This is a genomic window from Streptomyces sp. NPDC002276 (genome assembly GCF_053891435.1).
In genome coordinates, this window is sequence record NZ_JBSFCQ010000011.1 from 25,646 (window position 1) to 44,986 (window position 19,341).

Below are 19,341 nucleotides of genomic sequence, written 5' to 3' on the forward strand. Positions count from 1 at the left end.
ATGATCGTCCTGTTGTCAGTGGCGCCCGGTACGCTCGAAAGCACGATGACAGAGGACCTCTCCCCGGCCGAGCGGTACGCGGCAGCCCGCCTGCGGGCAGCCGAGCAGGCCACCGCGCTCGCGGACTTCCGCGAGATGTACGACTTCGGTCTCGACCCCTTCCAGATCGAGGCCTGTAAGGCGCTCGAAGCGGGGAAGGGCGTGCTGGTCGCGGCGCCCACCGGCTCCGGCAAGACGATCGTCGGCGAGTTCGCCGTCCACCTCGCCCTCCAGCAGGGCAAGAAGTGCTTCTACACGACCCCCATCAAGGCCCTGTCGAACCAGAAGTACGCCGACCTGTGCCGCCGTTACGGCGCGGACAAGGTCGGCCTGCTCACCGGCGACAACAGCGTCAACTCCGAGGCACCGGTGGTCGTCATGACCACCGAGGTCCTGCGGAACATGCTGTACGCCGGTTCGCAGACCCTCCTCGGCCTCGGCTATGTGGTCATGGACGAGGTGCACTACCTCTCCGACCGCTTCCGCGGCGCCGTCTGGGAAGAGGTGATCATCCACCTCCCGGAGTCGGTGACCCTGGTCTCCCTCTCGGCGACGGTGTCGAACGCGGAGGAGTTCGGCGACTGGCTCGACACCGTCCGCGGCGACACCGAGGTGATCGTCTCCGAGCACCGGCCGGTGCCGCTGTTCCAGCACGTGCTCGCCGGGCGGCGGATGTACGACCTCTTCGAGGAGGGCGAGGGCAACAAGAAGGCCGTCAACCCCGACCTCACCCGCCTGGCCCGTATGGAGGCGCAGCGCCCGTCCTACCAGGACCGCAGACGCGGCCGTGCCATGCGCGAGGCCGACCGGGAGCGCGAGCGCAGATCGCGTTCGCGGGTGTGGACACCGGGACGCCCCGAGGTCATTGAGCGGCTGGACAGCGAAGGCCTGCTGCCCGCCATCACGTTCATCTTCAGCCGCGCCGCCTGCGAGGCCGCCGTACAGCAGTGTCTGTACGCCGGGCTGCGGCTCAACGACGACGAGGCGCGGGAGAAGGTGCGCGCGCTCGTCGAGGAGCGTACGGCGTCCATTCCGTCCGAGGACCTGCATGTCCTCGGGTACTACGAGTGGTTGGAAGGCCTGGAGCGCGGCATCGCGGCCCACCACGCGGGCATGCTGCCGACGTTCAAGGAGGTCGTCGAGGAGCTGTTCCTGCGCGGCCTCGTGAAGGCCGTGTTCGCCACGGAGACCCTCGCGCTCGGCATCAACATGCCCGCGCGCTCGGTGGTGTTGGAGAAGCTCGTCAAGTGGAACGGCGAGCAGCACGCCGACATCACCCCCGGCGAGTACACCCAGTTGACCGGTCGGGCCGGTCGGCGCGGCATCGACGTCGAGGGTCACGCGGTCGTGCTGTGGCAGCGCGGGATCAGTCCCGAGCACCTCGCGGGACTGGCCGGAACCCGCACCTATCCGCTGCGCTCCAGCTTCAAGCCGTCGTACAACATGGCGGTCAACCTCGTCGAGCAGTTCGGGCGCCACCGCTCGCGCGAACTCCTTGAGACCTCCTTCGCGCAGTTCCAGGCGGACAAGTCGGTCGTCGGGATCTCGCGCCAGGTGCAGCGCAACGAAGAGGGCCTGGAGGGCTACAAGGACTCCATGACTTGCCACTTGGGCGACTTCGACGACTACATGCGGCTGCGTCGCGAGCTCAAGGACCGCGAGACCGAGTTGGCCCGGCAGGGCGTGGCACAGCGGCGCGCCGAGTCCGCCGTCGCCCTGGAGAAGCTCAAGCCGGGAGACGTCATCCACGTCCCGACCGGCAAGTACGCGGGCCTGGCACTGGTGCTGGACCCGGGCCTGCCCGCCGGACGGTCCAACGGCCACCGCGGCTTCGAGCAGCACGACGGCCCGCGCCCGCTCGTACTGACCGTCGAACGACAGGTCAAGCGGCTCGCGTCGATGGACTTCCCGGTGCCCGTCGAGGCGTTGGACCGGATGCGGATCCCGAAGTCCTTCAACCCCCGTTCCCCGCAGTCCCGTCGGGACCTGGCCTCCGCGCTGCGCACCAAGGCCGGGCACATCCCGCCGGAGCGCGCCCGCAAGCAGCGCTCGCAGGCCGCGGACGACCGGGAGATCGCCCAGTTGCGTACGGCGATCCGGGCGCATCCGTGCCATGGGTGCACCGACCGTGAGGACCACGCCCGTTGGGCCGAGCGGTACCACCGGCTCCAGCGGGACACCACGCAGCTGGAGCGGCGCATCGAGGGGCGGACCAACACCATCGCCCGCACCTTCGACCGCATCGTCGCGCTCCTCACCGAGCTGGACTATCTGCGCGGCGACGAGGTCACCGAGAACGGCAAGCGGCTGGCCCGGCTCTACGGCGAACTCGACCTGCTCGCCAGCGAATGTCTGCGCGAGGGGGTCTGGGAGGGGCTCGCCCCCGCCGAACTCGCCGCGTGTGTCTCGGCGTTGGTGTTCGAGGCGCGGGTCAGCGACGACGCTACGACGCCGAAGGTGCCGTCCGGTGCGGCCAAGGCCGCGCTCGGGGAGATGGTGCGGATCTGGGGGCGTCTCGACGCCCTGGAGGAAGACTTCCGGATCACTCAGACCGAGGGGGTCGGGCAGCGCGAGCCCGATCTCGGCTTCGCCTGGGCCGCGTTCATGTGGGCCAGTGGGAAGGGGCTGGACGAGGTGCTTCGGGAGGTGGAGATGCCGGCCGGGGACTTTGTCCGGTGGTGCAAGCAGGTGATCGATGTGCTTGGGCAGATCTCTGCGGCGGCGCCGGTTTCTGGTGGGGAGGCGTCTTCCACTGTGGCGAAGAATGCGCGTAAGGCGGTTGATCTGTTGCTGCGGGGGGTTGTGGCCTACTCGTCTGTGGGCTGACGGGTGCGGGTGCGTTGTGGCTGGGCGCGCAGTTCCCCGCGCCCCTAAATGACTAGCGGTTGACGTAGGTTCGCCAGGAGCCGTACTTGGTGATGTCCTCTGCGTCTGACAGTGCCGCCGGCTCGCAGAGGAAGCCCGGGACCTTCGTGCCGTCCGCCAGTTCCACGCTTCCCAGGGTCATGGGGCGGGGGAGGGTCGCCAGCAAGCGGCCCAAACCCTCCGCCGGTAGGCGCCATACCTCTGTCTCTATCGACGCGCCGCCCTTGCCGCCCACGTGCACCAGGCCCGGCTTGGGCGGGGTCGTAGCCAGGGCGTGCAGGCGGTACACCGACGCCGTTGTTGTCGTGCGGTCCAAACGGGCGCCCAGGGACAGGAGTTGGGGGTTCAGGGGCTGGCCCGTCAAGTGGGCTCCTACTACTGCCAGTTGGACCGACGGCTCCAGGGCGCGCGCGATCTGTGCCAGGCGGTCGTCCGTGAAGGCCGGGCCGATCAGCATCACGCCGAAGGGCAGTTCGTTCACCTTGCCGGCCGGGACCGCCACCGCCGCCAGGTCGAAGAGGTTTGTGGAGTTGGTGAAGCGGCCCAGGCGGGCGTTGGCTCCCAGGGGGTCGGCCGCGACCTCGGACAGGGTGGGGTGGCCCGGTGTGGTCGGGAGCAACAGGGCGTCCGCGTCGGCCAGTTCGGCTAGGGCTCGGGTGCGGAGGGCCGTCAGGCGGTCCTGGTCCGCATACAGCTGGTGGGCCGGGATGTACCGGGCGCGGGTGATGATGCCGGTGACGGTGGGGTCCAGGCCCTCGATGCCGTCCGCTGTTGCCTTGTCGACAAAGCTCCCCACCGCCGTGTAGCGCTCGGCCACGAACGCGCCCTGGTAGAGCATCGCCGCCGCCTCCGTGAAGGGGGTGAGGTCGAGCGTGCGGATCTCGGCGCCCGCGCCCCTGAGTTGCTCCACCGCCGCCTCGTAGGCCTCCGCCCAGCCCTCGTCCAGCTCGCCCAGTTGGTCCCTTGCCGCTACCGCGATGCGCCACGGGCCCGGCGCGCGCTGGGGGAGGGGCGGGAGGTCGCGGTCCGGTGGGGAGGCCATGAAGGACAGGGCCTGTTCGGCCTCGGGGAGGGTGCGGGCGAACACCGTCACGCAGTCGATCGAGGCGCAGGCCGGGACCACTCCCGCCGTCGGGACCAGGCCCCGGGTGGGCTTGAGGCCGACGATGCCGTTGAAGGCGGCGGGGACCCGGCCCGAGCCCGCGGTGTCGGTGCCGAGGGCGAAGTCGACGAGGCCCAGGGCCACGGCGACCGCCGAACCGGCGCTGGAGCCGCCGCTGATCCGCGCCGGGTCGTGGGCGTTGCGGACCGCGCCGTAGGGAGAGCGCGTTCCGACCAGGCCGGTGGCGAACTGGTCGAGGTTCGTGGTGCCGAGCACGATCGCGCCGGCCGCGCGGAGGCGGGCCACGACCGGGGCGTCCGACTCCGGCTCGTAGGCGTACGCCGGGCAGCCCGCCGTCGTCGGAAGGCCGTGCACGTCGATGTTGCCCTTGGCCGCGAACAGGCGGCCCGCGAGGGGGAGTTGCTCGCCCGCCGCCACTCGCTCGTCGAGCGCCCGCGCCTCCTGCTCGACCTCCGCCTGTGCGCGCAGGTCGATCCAGATCTCGGGGCGGTCCACGGCCTCGATGTGGGCGTAGGCGGCGCGGACTCGGGACACGGTGGTCGAGGTGGTCGACATCTCTTGGTGCTCCTTGCTGTTCAGCTTGCGGGGGCGAGGACGAGCAGCGCCGTGCCCGCTTCGACCTGGTCGCCTGGCCTGGCCAGGATCTCGGCCACCACACCGGTCATCGGGGCGTGGACCCTGGATTCCATCTTCATCGCCTCAAGGGCCAGGAGGGGTTGGCCCACGGTCACCTCGTCGCCGGGCTCGACGTTCAACTGCCAGACGGAGGCGGCGAATTCGGCCTCGATCAGGCGTCCGCCGACCGGGACGGTCACCTCGGTCCGCGCTGGTGCCGGGGCGGCCGCCGCCTCCGCCCGGGTGAACTCGCCCGCTGCCTCCCAGGCATCGCGTTCCGCGCCGAACGCGGTCTGCTGCCGAGACCTGAACTCCGCGATGGAATCGGCCTGTTCGGCGAGGAACGCCTCGTACTCGGCGAGCGAGAACGTGCCCTCCTCGATGCGCGGGACGAAACGGCCGGAGACGATGTCGGCCCGGAGTTCAAGGAGTTCGTCCGCCTCCACCGGGTACCACTTGATCCGGTCGAAGAAGCGCAGCAGCCAGGGCGAGCCCGGTTCGAACGCGCCGCGCTGCTGCCAGCCCGACCACACCTGGGTCGTACGGCCCACGAACTGGTAGCCGCCGGGGCCCTCCATGCCGTAGACGCAGAGATACGCGCCGCCGATGCCGACCGAGTTCTCCGCGGTCCAGGTGCGGGCCGGGTTGTACTTGGTGGTCACCAGGCGGTGGCGCGGGTCCAGCGGCGTGGCCACCGGGGCGCCCAAGTAGACGTCTCCCAGGCCGAGTACGAGGTATTCGGCGTCGAAGACCGTGCCGTAGACGTCCTCGACCGAGTCCAGGCCGTTGACGCGGCGGATGAACTCGATGTTCCAGGGGCACCAGGGGGCGTCGTCGCGGACGCCCGCCATGTAGCGGGCGATGGCCTCGCGGGTCGCCGGGTCGTCCCAGGAGAGGGGGAGGTGGACCGTGCGGGAAGGGACGATCAGCTGGTCGGTGGGCGGGAGCGCCGCCGCTATCTCCCTTACGGCGGTGAGGAGTTGGGATTGGGGCAGGCGGGTCGGGTCCGTCTGGATCTGGAGGGAGCGGATGCCCGGGGTGAGGTCCGTGACGCCCTCGAAGTCGGCCTCCGACACCGCCTCCATCAGGGCGTGGACGCGCATGCGCTGCGCCAAGTCCAGTTGCATGGGGCCGAATTCGACCAGGAGGTTGTCGTCGCCGCTGCGGCGGAAGGTGACGTCTCCGTCCCGGGCGAGGATTCCGCCGTCCACGATGGACGGGCGGGGTGAGCCGTCGACGTTCACCGGGAGGAAGCGGACCGTGTCGCCGGGCCTGAACTGGCCCAGTTTCCAGCGCTCTTGGCTGATCACCGTCGCCGGGCAGACGAAGCCGCCGAGGGACGGGCCGTCCGGGCCGAGCAGTACCGGCATGTCTCCCGTGTAGTCGACCGCGCCGACCGAGTACGGGGTGTCGTGGATGTTGGACGGGTGCAGGCCCGCCTCGCCGCCGTCGCTGCGGGCCCAGCGCGGCTTCGGGCCGACCAGCCGGACGCCCGTGCGGGCCGAGTTGAAGTGGACCTTCCAGTCGGCCGCGTAGAAGTCGTGGATGTCGTCCTCGGTGAAGAACTCCGGTGCCGCGTGCGGGCCTTCGACCGCCGCGACGTCCCATACGGCGCCGAAGGCCGGGCGGTCGGCGGGCGGCACCGGGGTGCCCTCGGCGACCGTGCCGCCGTGCAGGACGTCACCGGTGCGCAGCGCCCGGCCGCCGTGGCCGCCGAACCGGCCCAGGGTGAAGGTGCTCGCGCTGCCGAGGAAGGCGGGCAGGTCCAGGCCGCCCGCGAACAACACGTAGGTCCGCAGGCCGTGTTGGGCCGGGGCGCCGATCTCCAGTACGGCACCTGGAGGCACCGTCACCGGCTCCCACTGCGGGACCGGAACGCCGTCGACCGTCACCGGTGCCGGGGCGCCCGTCACGCACACGGTGGTGGCGTGGGTGAACCTCAACGTCGGTCCCTGGAGCGTGCATTCGAGTCCCGGGGTGCCCTCGTCGTTGCCGAGCGCGCGGTTGCCGAGGCGGAAGGAGAGGTCGTCCATCGGGCCGCACGGAGGGACGCCGACCTGCCAGTAGCCGGTACGGCCCGGCCAGTCCTGGACCGTGGTGAGGGTGCCGCCCGTGACGATCTCGATGCGGGGCGTGGGGTCGGTGACCGAGGCGAGGGTCGCCGTGGAGTGGGCGGCCGTACGGAAGTCCGGCTCGGCGAGGGCCGCCCGGACCAGGCCCAGGTTCGTCTCGATGCCGTCCACGCGGGTGCGGGCCAGCGCCTCGTCCAGCCGTCGTAGCGCGTGGGCGCGGTCGGAGCCGTAGGCGATGACCTTCGCGAGCATCGGGTCGTACGACGTCGTCACCTCGGTGCCGGTCTCCACCCAGCCGTCGACGCGCACGCCGTGCGGGAACTCGACGCGGGTCAACAGGCCCGCGCTGGGCCGGTGTTCGCGGGACGGGTCCTCGGCGTAGACGCGGGCCTCGACGGCGTGGCCGCGCGGGCTGCCCGGGTCGCGAACGACGTCCCGCTCGCCGCGCGCCAGGCGCAGCATCCAGGCGACCAGGTCGACGCCGTAGATCTCCTCGGTGACCGGATGTTCCACCTGGAGGCGGGTGTTGACCTCCAGGAAGTAGGCCTCCTCGCGCCCCGCGTCGTAGACGAACTCGACGGTTCCCGCGGAGCGGTAGCCGACCGAGGCGCACAAGTCGCGGGCGTTCGCCGCCAGTTGGTCGCGTACGTGGTCGGGGAGTCCCGGTGCGGGGGCCTCCTCGACCACCTTCTGGTTGCGGCGCTGGAGGGAGCAGTCGCGGTCGCCGAAGGTGACGACCCCGCCCTCGCCGTCGCCGAAGACCTGCACCTCGACATGGCGGGCGTGCTCGACCAGGCGTTCCAGGAAGACCCCGGCGGAGGAGAAGGAGGCGGCGGCGACGCGCTGCACCCGCTCCCAGGACTCGGTGAGTTCGTCGGCGGAGTGGCAGGCCGACATGCCGATGCCGCCGCCTCCGCCGGTCGCCTTGAGCATGACGGGGTAACCGATGGCAGCCGCTTCGGCGAGAGCCTCTGTGACGGAGTCCAAGAGCCCGGTACCCGGGGCCAGTTGAACCCCCGCCGCTTCGGCCGCCGCGCGTGCCGTGTGCTTCGCGCCGAACAACTCCAACTGCGCGGGCGTCGGGCCCACGAACACGATTCCGGCGTCCTCGCAGCGCCGGGCGAAGGCCGCGTCCTCGGAGAGGAAGCCGTAGCCGGGATGGATCGCGCCCGCGCCGGTGTCCTTGGCCGCCTTGAGCACCAAGTCGGCGTCCAGGTAGGACTCTTTGGCCGGTGCCGGGCCGAGCCGTACCGCCTCGTCGGCGAGCCGTACGTGGGGGGCCGAGCGGTCGGCGTCGGAGTACACCGCGACCGTGCGCAGGCCGAGTTCGCGGGCGGTGCGGATGACGCGGACCGCGATCTCGCCCCGGTTGGCGATCAGCAGCGTGTCGAAGCTCATCCGGAGACTCCGATGGTCATCTGCACGGCCGTCGGCTCGAAGCCGTTGCAAGGGTTGTTGATCTGGGGGCAGTTGGAGACCAGGACCAGGACGTCGCGTTCGGCGCGCAGGGTCAGTTTCAGGCCCGGGGCGGAGAGGCCGTCGACGATGCCGAGGGTGCCGTCCTTCTCGACCGGCACGTTCATGTACCAGTTGATGTTGGACACCAAGTCCCGTTTGCCCAGGCCGTACTTGGCGCCCTCGGCGAGGAAGTTGTCCACGCACGCGTGCTGCGACCAGGTGTGATGGCCGTAGCGCAGGGTGTTGGACTCCTTGGAGCAGGCGCCGCCGACCGTGTCGTGGCGGCCGACCTCGTCGGCGGTGACGGTCATCAGCGGGGTGTGCTCGTTCGACATCAGCACGCTGCCGGTGGTGAGGAAGATGCCGCCCTGGGCGTGGATGGTGTCGGGGGCGCTGTAGCGGACCGACGTGTCGTGGGCGTCGTAGACGAGGAAGTCGACGGCCTGGTTGCCGTGCAGGTCGGTGACGGTGAGGGTCTCGCCGGTGCGGACGACGGCGGACCAGGCGGCGCGGGCCGGAACTTCCGCGGTCCGTACGGGCGTTGCGTCCTCGGTCTTCATATGAGCCCCCTCGCGGCGAGGAATTCGGTGGTGTTGAGGAAGGCGCGGCGGCCCTCGGGCGTGGCCTCCCACAGCGGGTCGCCCGGTCCGGTGGCCTCGGCGCGCCAGGCGAGCACCTCCAGCGGGGTGCTGACGTAGTCGGTGCGTGGGTCGGCCGGGTGGGGCACGTTCGCGATCAGTACGGTCACGTCCTGTTCGGCGCGCAGGGTCACGCTGCCGCCGGGTCCGGCCGAGCCGGTGAAGTCGAGGGAGCCGTCGTCGCGGACCTCGACGCCCTGGAAGAAGGAGAGGGACGGGGGCAGGTCGCGGGACTCCAGGCCGTTCTTCGCGGCGGCGAGCTTGAACAGTTCGCGGCCGGCGGGGGAGTCGGACTGCGGGGTTCCGTCGCCGTAGCGCTCGGTGTTGCGGACAAGGGTGGAGGTGCCGCACAGGGCGTCGTGGCGGCCGGAGGTGTCGGCGATCAGGGAGGCGAGGACGCGGCCCTGGTCGGAGAGGAGGAGCTGGCCCTCGCCGAGGTAGGCGTTCCACTGGACCTTGACCGTGTCGGCGACGTTCAGGCGCTCCCAGGGGCGGTCGGCCGTGTGCAGGAGCAGGTGGGCGCAGGCGTCGCCGCGCAGGTCGGTGAGGCGGAGTTCGGTGCCGCGGGCCAGGACGCGGTGCGTGTAGTTGCCGCCCGCGACGGTCTCGGCCCACACCAGGTGGCCCGCCGCGCAGGGCGGGGCCGGCCAGTCGGCGGCCGGGACGACGGGCATCGCCTCGGCGCGTCTGCCCTCCTGGGCGCGGGCGTGGGCGCGGGCTCCGTAAGTGGTCGCTGTCGCCATCGCGGGGGACCTCCGGCTGCGGGGACGTCTGGGTCGTACGACATTGCTGTCGCTGTTTCCTTCGGCATTTCTGTCGCTCGACAGAAATTAGGAGGCGGCCGGGTCGCCGGGGTTGCCCGGGTGTTGCCGGTCGGTTACCGAGCCCTCACCAAGATCACCGGGCGTTCGCGGCGCGGTGCCGTGTGCGAGGATCGAACGCATGGGGACGACGGGTGCACAGGGGGGCCGCCGGGTCGGCAGGCCGCGGGCCGATCAGCGGCCGGACAGTGGACTGTCCCCGCGCGCCGAACTGCTCGCCGCCGCGGCCGAGTTGTTCACCACCCGCGGCTACGCGGCCACCACCACCCGGGCCGTCGCCGAACTCGCGGGGATGCGGCAGGCGTCCATGTACCATTACGTCTCCGGCAAGGAGGAACTCCTCGCGGACCTCCTGGAGTCCACGGTCACGCCCTCGCTGACCTGCGCCCGGGAACTCCTCGCGGACGACGTCACCCCGGCCGAGGACCGGCTGTGGGAGCTGTGCCGCACCGACGTCGAGCTGCTGTGCGGCGGCACGCACAACCTCGGCGGGCTCTATCTGCTGCCCGAGGTACGCGCCGAGCGCTTCGCCGGCTTCCATGCCGTACGCGCCGAACTCAAGGACGCCTACCGGCAGTTGCTCGCCGCGACCGCCGCGGGCGGGGCGCTCGCCAAGAGCGAGCTGGAGCTGCGCACGGATCTGCTCTTCGGGCTCATCGAGGGCGTCATCCTGGTGCACCGCTCCGACCCCGAGCGGCCGGTGTCCGCCTTCGCGGAGGCGACGGCCGACGCGGCGCTGCGCATCGCCGGAATCTGAGCCGGAATCTGAGCCGGAACCCCGGCCGGAAGCGGGACCGGAAGCGGGGCTTCACTCCTTACGGTGAGTGATTTTCGTATGCCCGTTCACCGTCACGTGCCGTGTTCGAACGGTGGCGCAGCGTGTAAATGGGTTGAGCGTACTCCTCTTCCGTGTCCCTTTTCAGGGGCTTGCTGAATATGACACAGCGATGATCCGGTCGGACTAAGCTCGCCCGCAGCGCACCGAGTTGGGATGTATTCGTGCGTTTGTTCCTAAACATAACGAAGATCCCCCGGGTCTCTCCCCCTACCCCAGCCGATTTCTCCTAGAGGGCATACATGGTGAGTGTTCAATCGCCCCCCGGCCGCCGTGAACTTCCTTACGCCCGTGTGCTGTTGCTGCCCGCCATAGTGATGGCCGCGGCGACCGGGGCCGCCGTCGCCGTGGTGACGGAGCCGGCCCGGGCCGCTGTCGGCTGGTGCGGTGGCATCGCCACGCTCCTGGTGATCGTGACGGCGGCCGAAGCGGTCCGCCGCGGCCGAACCGTGCGTGACCTGCGCGCGGACCACGCTCGTGACCGTGCGTACATGGAACGGCGGATCGCCGGCCACGACCAGGACATCGAACGGCTCGCGACGGAGATCATGCCCGCCGCGCTCTACGGAATGCGGACCGGAGAATCCCCCGGAGAGGTGATTCGCCAAGTCGTCGACGCCCACCCCCAGTGGCGCGAACTCCCCGAACCGCAGCGCGGATTGCTGCGCACGGTGCTCGACATCGTGGACCGCGAAGCGGCCATGCGCGACTCCGCGCAGCGCAACTTCGTCAGCATCGCCCGGCGCGTCCAGGCGATCGTCCACCAACAGGCCAACGAACTCCGCGAGATGGAGGAGGACCACGGCCGCAACCCCGAGGTCTTCGACGACCTGCTGCGCATCGACCACGGCACCGCGCTGATCGGCCGCCTCGCCGACTCCATCTCGGTGCTCGGCGGCGGCCGTCCCGGCCGTCAGTGGCCCCAACCCGTCACGCTCTACAGCACGTTGCGCGGCGCCATGTCCCGGATCCTGGAGTACCGGCGCATCTCGCTGGACTCCATCGCCAAGGTCAACGTCAGCGGCACCTCCGTCGAACCGCTGATCCACGCGGCCGCCGAACTCCTCGACAACGCCACCCGCTACTCGCCGCCGCAGACCAAGGTGCACGTCACCGCCGTCGAGGTGCAGACCGGTGTCGCCATCGAGATCGAGGACGCGGGCGTCAGCCTCAGCGAGGAGGCCCGCGCCCGGGTCGAGAACATGCTGGAGCAGGCCAAGGCCGGCATCGACCTCCAGGACCTCGGCGAGAGTCCCCGCCTGGGCCTGACCGTCGTCGGCCGCCTCTGCCAGACGTACAACATGCAGGTCTCGCTCAGGGCCTCCGCGTACGGCGGTGTCCGCGCCGTCCTGGTCGTGCCGCGGGACATGCTCACCAGCGATCCCGCGCCCGGCCTCGCGCACGGCATCGGCGCGACCGCCGCGCCCAAGATCGAACTCGGCGCACTCGAAGGCCCCAAGCGCGCACCCAAGAAGCGCCGGCCGACCAGCCCCCGAATCCCCGCGACGGTCTCCATGGTGGACGAGGTCCCCGAGGTCACGGAGTGGACGGTGGGCGGCCTGCCGCAGCGCCGCAGCCGGGTCAAGATGCCGCTCAGCCAGCGGCTCGCCGAGCAGGCGGCGGCCGAACGGGCCGAACAGGCCGAGCGGGAGGCCCTGTCCGCCTGGGCCGAACCGGCGCCCGAGAAGGAAGAACCCGAACCGGGGCTGTGGGTCGAGGCGTTCATGAACGGCCTCAAGGGCGACCCGGACCCCACCGCATTCACCCAGACGACCGAGCCGGCCCATGTCGAGGCCGACGACGAGGGGGACCTCAAGTGATCCAGCAGCGAGCCAACTTCGACTGGATGCTCAAGGAGCTCGCCGACGGCGTACCCGGCATCGAGATGATCGTGGTGCTCTCCGCCGACGGACTGCGGATCGCCCGCTACGGCGGCGACCCGGACGCCGCCGACCGGGTCGCCGCGGCCTGCGCCGGGTTGCAGAGCCTCGCGAGCGCCGTCGCCCACGAGATCCCGGACAGCGACGGCACGATGCGCATGGTCATCATCGAGATCAACGGCGGCTACTTCTACCTCATGGCGGCGGGCTCCAACGCCTACCTCGCCGTGCTCTCCGACGTCGTCGCCGAACCCGGCCTCATGAGCAACCGCATGCGTGACCTGGTCGTCCGGATCGGCGCCCACCTCACCAGCCCGCCCCGGCGCAACGGGCAGACCGTATGACTCCTCCGCAACGCCGGCGGCGCCACCCCAAGGAACAGCCTCCGCCCGAGCCCCTCAAACAGGGTCCGCGCAAGGAGCCCGAGCGGCTGTACGTCCTCACCGGATCGGAGGAGGGGCGCGAGCGCGCCGCCCTCGACCTGGTCACGTTAATCGTGGCGCGCGCCGACCCTCCACCCTCCTCCACACCGGAGCGGGCGGCGCTGATCCGGCTCTGTGCCGCCCCCCTGTCCGTGGCCGAGCTGTCGGCCTATCTGAATCTGCCGTTCAGCGTGGTGACCGTCCTGCTCACCGAGCTGCTGACGGCCGAACTGGTCCAGGCGCGCGCCCCGATCGTGCGGCAGGCGATCGCCGACCGTTCCCTCCTCGAAGCGGTGATGCATGGACTTCAAAAGCTCTGACACCCTCCCCGGACCACGGACCGAGGACCATCTGCCACAGACGGCACAGGCCGCGGTGAAGATCGTCATCGTGGGCGGTTTCGGGGTCGGCAAGACGACCATGGTCGGTTCGGTCAGCGAGATCAGACCGCTGACCACGGAGGAGACCATGACGCAGGCAGGCGTCGGGGTCGACGACAACTACGGCTCCGAGACCAAGACCGCGACCACCGTGGCGATGGACTTCGGCCGCATCAGCATCACCGACCAACTGGTGCTGTACCTCTTCGGCACCCCCGGCCAGGAACGCTTCTGGTTCCTGTGGAACGGACTGTTCGAGGGCGCCCTCGGCGCGGTGGTCCTGATCGACACCCGTCGCCTGGAGGTCAGCTTCGACGTCATAGGACGGCTGGAGGAGAGCGGCGTGCCGTTCGTGATCGCCGTCAACTCCTTCCCGGACGGCCCCCGTTACCCCATCGAGGACCTGCGCGAGGCACTCGACCTGGCACCGGAGATCCCCATCGTGGAGTGCGACGCGCGACGGCGGGCTTCCAGCCGGGACGTCCTGATGACCCTCATGACCTTCCTGCACTCGCTCGCGGTGACGGGCTCACTGACCTGATCCCGCACACGCGGCTTGAGCGCTGTCCCCCTGTCCCGAACTCCCCGGACATCGGATCCACTTCAGTTTTCGGAGCGACCACCGTGACGTCTGAACGACACTCCCCGACCGGTACGGACGACCCCACGCTCGGCCCGCCCCCCGGCTGTCCCGCGCATGGGACCGGCCCCGGGGGACTGCATAGGCTGTACGGCCCCGAGGCGCAGGACCTGGGAGCCCTGTACGAGAAACTCCGCGCCGAGCACGGCGTAGTGGCCCCCGCCCTGCTCCACGACGACGTGCCGATCTGGGTGGTGCTCGGCCACGGCGAGAACATGCACATGGTGCGCACCCCCTCGCAGTACACCCGTGACACCCGGTTGTGGAGCCCCTTGCAGGACGGCACGGTCAAGCCGGGACACCCGCTCATGCCGATCGTCGCCTGGCAGCCCATCTGCTGCCACGCCGAAGGCGACGAGCACCTGCGGCTGCGCGGCGCGGTCACCGGTGCCATGTCGACCATCGACCACCGGGGCATCCGCCGCTACATCAACCGCGCCACCCAGCACCTCGTCAACAAGTTCTGCGAGGAGGGCAGGGCCGATCTGGTCGGCCAGTTCGCCGAGCACCTGCCGATGGCGGTGCTGTGCGAGATGCTCGGTATGCCGGACGAGTACAACGACCGGATCGTGCAGGCCGCCCGCGACATGCTCAAAGGCACCGAGACCGCCATCGCCAGCAACGCGTACATCATGGACGTCCTGATGCGGCTCACCGTCCGCCGCCGGGCCGATCCCAAGGACGACTTCACCAGCCACCTGATCAACCACCCGGCGGGGCTGACCGACGAGGAGGTCGGTCAGCATCTGCGCGTCGTCATGATCGTCTCGTACGAGGCCACCACCAACCTGCTCGCCAACGTACTGCGCGTGGTCCTCACCGACCCGGGCTTCCGCGCCCGGCTCAACGGCGGCCAGATGACGGTGCCCCAGGCGGTCGAGCAGTCCCTGTGGGACGAGCCGCCGTTCAGCACCATCTTCCCCTACGTCGCCAAGCAGGAGACCGAGCTGGGCGGCCAGCGCATCCGCAGAGGCGACGGTCTCATCCTGGGTATCGCGCCGGGCAACGTCGACCCACGTGTGCGCCCCGACCTCAAGGCCAACATGCAGGGCAACCGCTCCCACCTCGCCTTCAGCGGCGGCCCCCACGAGTGCCCCGGCCAGGACATCGGCCGCGCCATCGCCGACGTAGGGGTCGACGCGCTGCTGACCCGCCTCCCGGACGTCCAACTCGCCTGTGAGGAGGGCGAGTTGCGCTGGCGGGAGTCGATCTCGAACCGGCACCTGGTGGAACTGCCGGTGAAGTTCGCGCCGAAGCCTCAGCAGGACGTCACGCAGCGGCCCTCCGTCAAACCGGTGCCGTCGCAGCGCCCGGACAACTGGCAGGTCGGCACATCACAGCCGCAGCCGCGGTCCACAGCGCCTGAGCCCACAGCTCCGACGCCGGCGGCGATGCCCGAACCGGGAGGCCGGGCAGGCGTGTTCCAGCGCCTGCTGCGCTGGTGGCGCGGCGAGTGAGCCGACCGGTGCAGCCGGGCTATCCGGCCCACTCCTCGTACGACGACCAGGCCCGCAGTTCACGCGGGCTGACGAACCGGTGCTCGTGCCCGGTGACCGGATCGGTGAACTCCAGGACCCGCGCCAGCAGTTGGAGCGGGCGCCTGAAGTCGCCGGCTGCCACGGGGCCGGTCACCACGGGATAGAGGGGGTCGCCGAGGATCGGTACCCCCAATGCCGTCATGTGCACCCGCAGTTGGTGCGTCTGCCCGGTGCGGGGACGCAGCCGGTAGCGGGCCAGGCCGTCGTCCCGCTGTTCCAGCAACTCCACCTGGCTGACGGCGTTGGGCTCGCCCTCGACCTCGCGCGCCGCCATGACGCCACGCTCCTTCACGATGCGGCTGCGCACGGTGCGCGGCAGGGCGAGCGCCGGGTCATATCCAGCGACGGCCTCGTACTCCTTGGCGATGAGCCGGTCGCGGAAGAGTGACTGGTAGCTGCCGCGCTCCGCGGGGCGCACGGTGAACAGGACCAGTCCGGCGGTGAGCCGGTCCAGGCGGTGGGCGGCGCCCAGCGCGGGGAGATCCAGTTCCCGACGCAGCCGCGCGAGCGCGGTCTCCGTGACATGACTGCCGCGCGGTGTCGTGGCCAGAAAGTGCGGCTTGTCGGCGACGACGATGTGCTCGTCGCGGTACACGACGTCCAGTGCGAACGGCACCGACACCTCAGGCGGCAACTCCCGGTGGAACCACACGAACATGCCCGGCACGTACGCCAGGTCACGCGGCACGGCACGCCCGTCGGCGTCCACGATCAGGCCTGCGTCCAGCATCCCGTCGATCACCCCCGCCCCGGCCGTGAGCCGCTCCACCAGATGATCACGCACGGTCGCCCACGCCGCCCCCTGCGGCAGTTTCACCCGCACCGCATCGACTCCGTCGCGCTGCGGGAGGGGCGAGGGCGGGATCGGGCTTCTGCGTTTCATCAGGATCAAGCGTACGAGGCGGCACCGACTGCGGAGGCACGAGCTGTCGGAGAGCGGGACGCGCGGTTTGGGTCGGCGGGTGGCCCAAGACCTGGCCGGGCGATAACAACGCTCATTGCCAATCGTCGGCTGCGCCAATACACCGTTCGCCGTGTGAATTCGTCCGGGGCATATGACCGATGCGGCAATTGCCTGAGGCATTCGCGAAGTTCCGAGGGGGCGTGCGCGCTCTGATCGCGCAACCGTCCAAATCTGCGCGCAACACGTTCACGCCTGAATCAAGGACGGCCACTTCCGGTCTGGACCGAACTGCGTTCTGATAGAAGTCGAACCGCTGAAGCCGGCGCGTCCCACTCGCGCGATCGCGGAAGGGGGATCCTGTGGCACCACTCGTTCTGCCCTCGCCCACCGCGGTCACCACCGCTTCGGCTCACTTGGGGCACGCCCGTGAAAGGGCACACCAACAGCGCAGACGGGGATGTCCACGTACGTCACCGTGAAGTACCGATCGTCCACCAGCTCCTCGGCTCCTCGGCTTCTCGCCACGGGAGCGGGCAACCCGCGCCATGCTCAACCGCCTCAGCCGACTCCGGCGCCATAGATATGGAGGACCAGTGCTCGCCATGATCCCGACGTATGCGGAGCCCACCCCCCCGACCGTCAGTCCTTACAGCCAGCGGATCGAGGAGTATGTCCGCTCGCTCGGAGAGAGCCTCGGGCTGGCAGAGACACAGGGCGGCCGGGAGCGGCTGGAAGCAGGCTACGGGAAATTCGTTGCCTGGACCTATCCGGAAGCATCATTCCGTGATCTCTGCCTTTGCGCGGAATGGCTTTTCTTCACCTTTATCCTGGACGACTTGCACACGTTAAAGGCCTATGACGATCCGGAAACCTGGGCTCCGGTGCACCGGCGCCTGATGGGCATCATCAACACGGGAAAGGACCCTGCCTCCGCACAGGAGCGGACTCCTTTCACCGAGGCCCTCACGGATCTGTCCATTCGTACCGGCGAGAGGCTCTCGCCGACGCTTCACCGGCGACTGAATCGGCACCTTGACCTGTTCTTCCAGGGATTCACTGAGGAATCCGAGAACCGGTTCCGCGGCACTCCTCCCGGGATCGACAGTTTCACTCGGACGAGGCGATTGTCGGTGGGGATGGAGTTCGGCTTCGATCTGGTCGAACTCAGTCAGCGCACGGAGGTGCCCGAAAAGATCTACGAGACGGGCCTGTTCAGGGAGATCGTCGAAGCAGCGAGCGATGTGGTCGCCTGGCAGAACGACCTGCATTCGATTCGCCTGGACGACATGCGCGGAGATTTCCACAACGTCGTCATCGTCATACAGCACGCTGGCGGAATCTCACTGCAGGAAGCCATCGAATCGGCCGTTGCCAAGGTCCAGGGGCGAGTCGCCGACTTCCTGGCCGCCGAAAAGCAGCTCCGGCCCTTCCTGAAAAGCCGTGGTGTGCCGCCCGGCATCCGTGAGGAGATCCTGAAGGTTACTGCCGGAATGCGGCAGTGGACGAATGGATGCCTGCACTGGTACGGGAACACCACGCGCTACAAGATACCTGTCGCCTCGGGCGATTCGGATCAACAGCATGCTCACCTGCAGGAGATGCTCCCGAGCCGGGATCATGCGTCTCTGCACAGTTGCGGGTGACCGGCAAGGCGCACGCCCTGGCTTCCTCGACGCCAGCCTTCACGTGGCTCCCACTCCAAGGAAGGCCGACAGATCATGGCAACGGATCTTGCAGGCATCACCCAGGCTCCCGGGGCACTGCCGCTCGTCGGGCACCTGTTTCCGCTGCTCCGTGACCCCCTGCGTTTCCTGAACACCCTCCCCGCCCATGGCGACCTGGTGCAGATACGGCTGGGGCGACAAAGGGCCGTCGTGGTCTGCAGCCCCGAACTCGTCCAGCAGGTTCTCCTGCACGACAGCACCTACGACAAGGGCGGACCCATCATCGAACGGGTCGGAAACGCGCTCGGGGACGGCATCGCCTCCTGCCCGCACAGCGCCCACCGGCGGCAGCGACGAAGTCTGCAACCGGCCTTCTCCCGCGCGTGCCTGCGGGACTACGCCGCCATCATGACCGAGCAGATCGAGACACTCACCACCAGCTGGAGCGACGGGCGGGCTGTCGACGTGGCCGCGCAGATGAACGCTCTCGCGGGTCGCACCATTGCTCGGACCTTGTTCACGGCTGAAGCCGCGAGGCCCGCCGTGGACGCGGTCACGGAATGTCTGCCGGACATCTTCCGAGGCATCTACCAGCAGGCCGTTCTCCCGCCTCTGCTGCGCCGCCTGCCGCTCCCCGCCAACCTGCGCTACGAGCGGGCGCGGAATCGGGCTTGGACCGCGGTCAGCAAGACCATCGCCCTGTATCGGCAGGACGGCAGGAACCACGGCGATGTGCTGTCGATGCTCCTCAACACACGTGACGACGCCGGAGAACCCCTCGGCGACGCCGAGATCCACGCTCAGATCATGACCCTGCTGGTCGCCGGCATAGACACCACAGCGGTGGCCCTCACGTGGGCTGTCCACCTCCTGTGCCAACACCCCGATGTCCAGGAGCGGTTGCGCACCGAGACGGCTCAGGTCCTCGGCACCCGGGCTGCCACCTGGGACGATCTCCCCCGGCTCGACCTGGCACGCCGGGTGGTCACCGAGACACTGCGCCTCTACCCTCCCGGATGGATCTTCACCCGGACCACCACCACCGGAGCCCGGCTGGCGGACGCCGTGATGCCCCCCGAAACCACCCTCGTCTACAGTCCGTATCTCATCCACCATGATGCGCGCTTCAATCCGCAGCCCACCCGCTTCGATCCGGACCGGTGGCTTCCGGAGCGGCAGCATGCGCGCGGCAGCCTTATTCCGTTCGGCGGAGGAGCGCGCAAGTGCATCGGCGACAACTACGCGATGACCCTGGCGACACTCGCGCTGTCCGCGATCGTGGCCCAATGGCGGCTCTCGCACGTGGATCATCAACTGCCGCATGTCGAACCCCGGATGACCTTGACCCCGCACGGGGTCCGGGCCCGAGTGGAGTGCCTGAGGGGTACCCGCACCAGCAGCACAGCCACCGTGTGAGGCGGTCCTCAAGCGGTCAGGTCCACCGACG

At 69.7% G+C, this 19,341-nt stretch carries 14 protein-coding genes; 9 read left to right on the forward strand and 5 right to left on the reverse strand.

All coding sequences use genetic code 11. The annotated features are described in order from the left end of the window. Positions 1-2,865, forward strand: coding sequence for a DEAD/DEAH box helicase (locus ACWIHT_RS26535; RefSeq protein ID WP_456170761.1), 2,865 nt, complete (start codon positions 1-3; stop codon positions 2,863-2,865). A 52-nt stretch (positions 2,866-2,917) separates the two neighbouring features. Here ACWIHT_RS26535 and atzF read toward each other — a convergent pair whose 3' ends face one another. Genes atzF through ACWIHT_RS26555 form a run of 4 tightly spaced genes read right to left on the reverse strand, consistent with a single transcriptional unit; the run spans position 2,918 to position 9,553 of the window. Next, a complete protein-coding gene (atzF, locus tag ACWIHT_RS26540) occupies positions 2,918-4,606 on the reverse strand; it encodes an allophanate hydrolase (RefSeq protein ID WP_456171038.1) in 1,689 nt (562 codons plus the stop codon). Beyond that, on the reverse strand, positions 4,603-8,112 hold the full coding sequence (locus ACWIHT_RS26545; protein ID WP_456170762.1) for a 5-oxoprolinase/urea amidolyase family protein: 3,510 nt from the start codon (positions 8,110-8,112) through the stop codon (positions 4,603-4,605). The genes atzF and ACWIHT_RS26545 overlap by 4 nt, the downstream gene beginning before the upstream one ends. Continuing rightward, positions 8,109-8,732: an urea amidolyase associated protein UAAP2 gene (locus ACWIHT_RS26550; protein ID WP_200715020.1), complete on the reverse strand. Its 624-nt coding sequence runs from the start codon at positions 8,730-8,732 to the stop codon at positions 8,109-8,111. The genes ACWIHT_RS26545 and ACWIHT_RS26550 overlap by 4 nt, the downstream gene beginning before the upstream one ends. Next, the gene (locus tag ACWIHT_RS26555) at positions 8,729-9,553 is read right to left on the reverse strand and encodes an urea amidolyase associated protein UAAP1 (RefSeq protein ID WP_456170763.1); all 825 of its coding nucleotides are present in this window, start codon (positions 9,551-9,553) and stop codon (positions 8,729-8,731) included. The genes ACWIHT_RS26550 and ACWIHT_RS26555 overlap by 4 nt, the downstream gene beginning before the upstream one ends. Positions 9,554-9,752: 199 nt before the next feature. Between ACWIHT_RS26555 and ACWIHT_RS26560 the strand changes: the two genes are divergently transcribed. From ACWIHT_RS26560 to ACWIHT_RS26585, 6 genes are all read left to right on the forward strand, one after another. Further along, entirely contained in the window at positions 9,753-10,388 is a 636-nt protein-coding gene (locus ACWIHT_RS26560; protein WP_200715018.1) for a TetR/AcrR family transcriptional regulator, read from the forward strand. Positions 10,389-10,708: 320 nt separating this feature from the next. Beyond that, complete coding sequence (locus ACWIHT_RS26565; protein ID WP_456170764.1) at positions 10,709-12,286, forward strand: sensor histidine kinase; 1,578 nt, start codon at positions 10,709-10,711, stop codon at positions 12,284-12,286. Continuing rightward, positions 12,283-12,690: a roadblock/LC7 domain-containing protein gene (locus tag ACWIHT_RS26570; RefSeq protein ID WP_200715016.1), complete on the forward strand. Its 408-nt coding sequence runs from the start codon at positions 12,283-12,285 to the stop codon at positions 12,688-12,690. The genes ACWIHT_RS26565 and ACWIHT_RS26570 overlap by 4 nt, the downstream gene beginning before the upstream one ends. Continuing rightward, positions 12,687-13,088: a DUF742 domain-containing protein gene (locus ACWIHT_RS26575; protein ID WP_201049772.1), complete on the forward strand. Its 402-nt coding sequence runs from the start codon at positions 12,687-12,689 to the stop codon at positions 13,086-13,088. Before ACWIHT_RS26570 ends, ACWIHT_RS26575 begins: the two co-directional genes overlap by 4 nt. Beyond that, on the forward strand, positions 13,069-13,689 hold the full coding sequence (locus ACWIHT_RS26580; protein WP_456170765.1) for a GTP-binding protein: 621 nt from the start codon (positions 13,069-13,071) through the stop codon (positions 13,687-13,689). The genes ACWIHT_RS26575 and ACWIHT_RS26580 overlap by 20 nt, the downstream gene beginning before the upstream one ends. Positions 13,690-13,772: 83 nt before the next feature. Then, positions 13,773-15,245 (forward strand): cytochrome P450, encoded by a 1,473-nt coding sequence (locus ACWIHT_RS26585; RefSeq protein ID WP_456170766.1) that lies wholly within the window; start codon positions 13,773-13,775, stop codon positions 15,243-15,245. A 19-nt stretch (positions 15,246-15,264) separates the two neighbouring features. Here ACWIHT_RS26585 and ACWIHT_RS26590 read toward each other — a convergent pair whose 3' ends face one another. Beyond that, positions 15,265-16,209, reverse strand: coding sequence for an RluA family pseudouridine synthase (locus tag ACWIHT_RS26590; RefSeq protein ID WP_456170767.1), 945 nt, complete (start codon positions 16,207-16,209; stop codon positions 15,265-15,267). Between the two features lie 623 nt (positions 16,210-16,832). Here ACWIHT_RS26590 and ACWIHT_RS26595 point away from each other — a divergent pair. Further along, a complete protein-coding gene (locus tag ACWIHT_RS26595; protein WP_456171040.1) occupies positions 16,833-17,873 on the forward strand; it encodes a terpene synthase family protein in 1,041 nt (346 codons plus the stop codon). A 75-nt stretch (positions 17,874-17,948) separates the two neighbouring features. Next, positions 17,949-19,310: a cytochrome P450 gene (locus ACWIHT_RS26600; protein ID WP_456170768.1), complete on the forward strand. Its 1,362-nt coding sequence runs from the start codon at positions 17,949-17,951 to the stop codon at positions 19,308-19,310. Positions 19,311-19,341 lie beyond the last annotated feature (31 nt).

Excerpts from the sequence above, each read along its gene's own strand:
- ACWIHT_RS26580 (WP_456170765.1), top strand. The coding sequence starts at position 13,069 with ATGGACTTCAAAAGCTCTGACACCCTCCCCGGACCACGGACCGAGGAC.
- ACWIHT_RS26590 (WP_456170767.1), bottom strand. The coding sequence starts at position 16,209 with ATGAAACGCAGAAGCCCGATCCCGCCCTCGCCCCTCCCGCAGCGCGAC.
- ACWIHT_RS26535 (WP_456170761.1), top strand. The coding sequence starts at position 1 with ATGATCGTCCTGTTGTCAGTGGCGCCCGGTACGCTCGAAAGCACGATG.
- ACWIHT_RS26575 (WP_201049772.1), top strand. The coding sequence starts at position 12,687 with ATGACTCCTCCGCAACGCCGGCGGCGCCACCCCAAGGAACAGCCTCCG.
- ACWIHT_RS26565 (WP_456170764.1), top strand. The coding sequence starts at position 10,709 with ATGGTGAGTGTTCAATCGCCCCCCGGCCGCCGTGAACTTCCTTACGCC.
- ACWIHT_RS26545 (WP_456170762.1), bottom strand. The coding sequence starts at position 8,112 with ATGAGCTTCGACACGCTGCTGATCGCCAACCGGGGCGAGATCGCGGTC.
- ACWIHT_RS26600 (WP_456170768.1), top strand. The coding sequence starts at position 17,949 with ATGGCAACGGATCTTGCAGGCATCACCCAGGCTCCCGGGGCACTGCCG.
- ACWIHT_RS26560 (WP_200715018.1), top strand. The coding sequence starts at position 9,753 with ATGGGGACGACGGGTGCACAGGGGGGCCGCCGGGTCGGCAGGCCGCGG.
- ACWIHT_RS26550 (WP_200715020.1), bottom strand. The coding sequence starts at position 8,732 with ATGAAGACCGAGGACGCAACGCCCGTACGGACCGCGGAAGTTCCGGCC.
- ACWIHT_RS26595 (WP_456171040.1), top strand. The coding sequence starts at position 16,833 with ATGATCCCGACGTATGCGGAGCCCACCCCCCCGACCGTCAGTCCTTAC.
- ACWIHT_RS26555 (WP_456170763.1), bottom strand. The coding sequence starts at position 9,553 with ATGGCGACAGCGACCACTTACGGAGCCCGCGCCCACGCCCGCGCCCAG.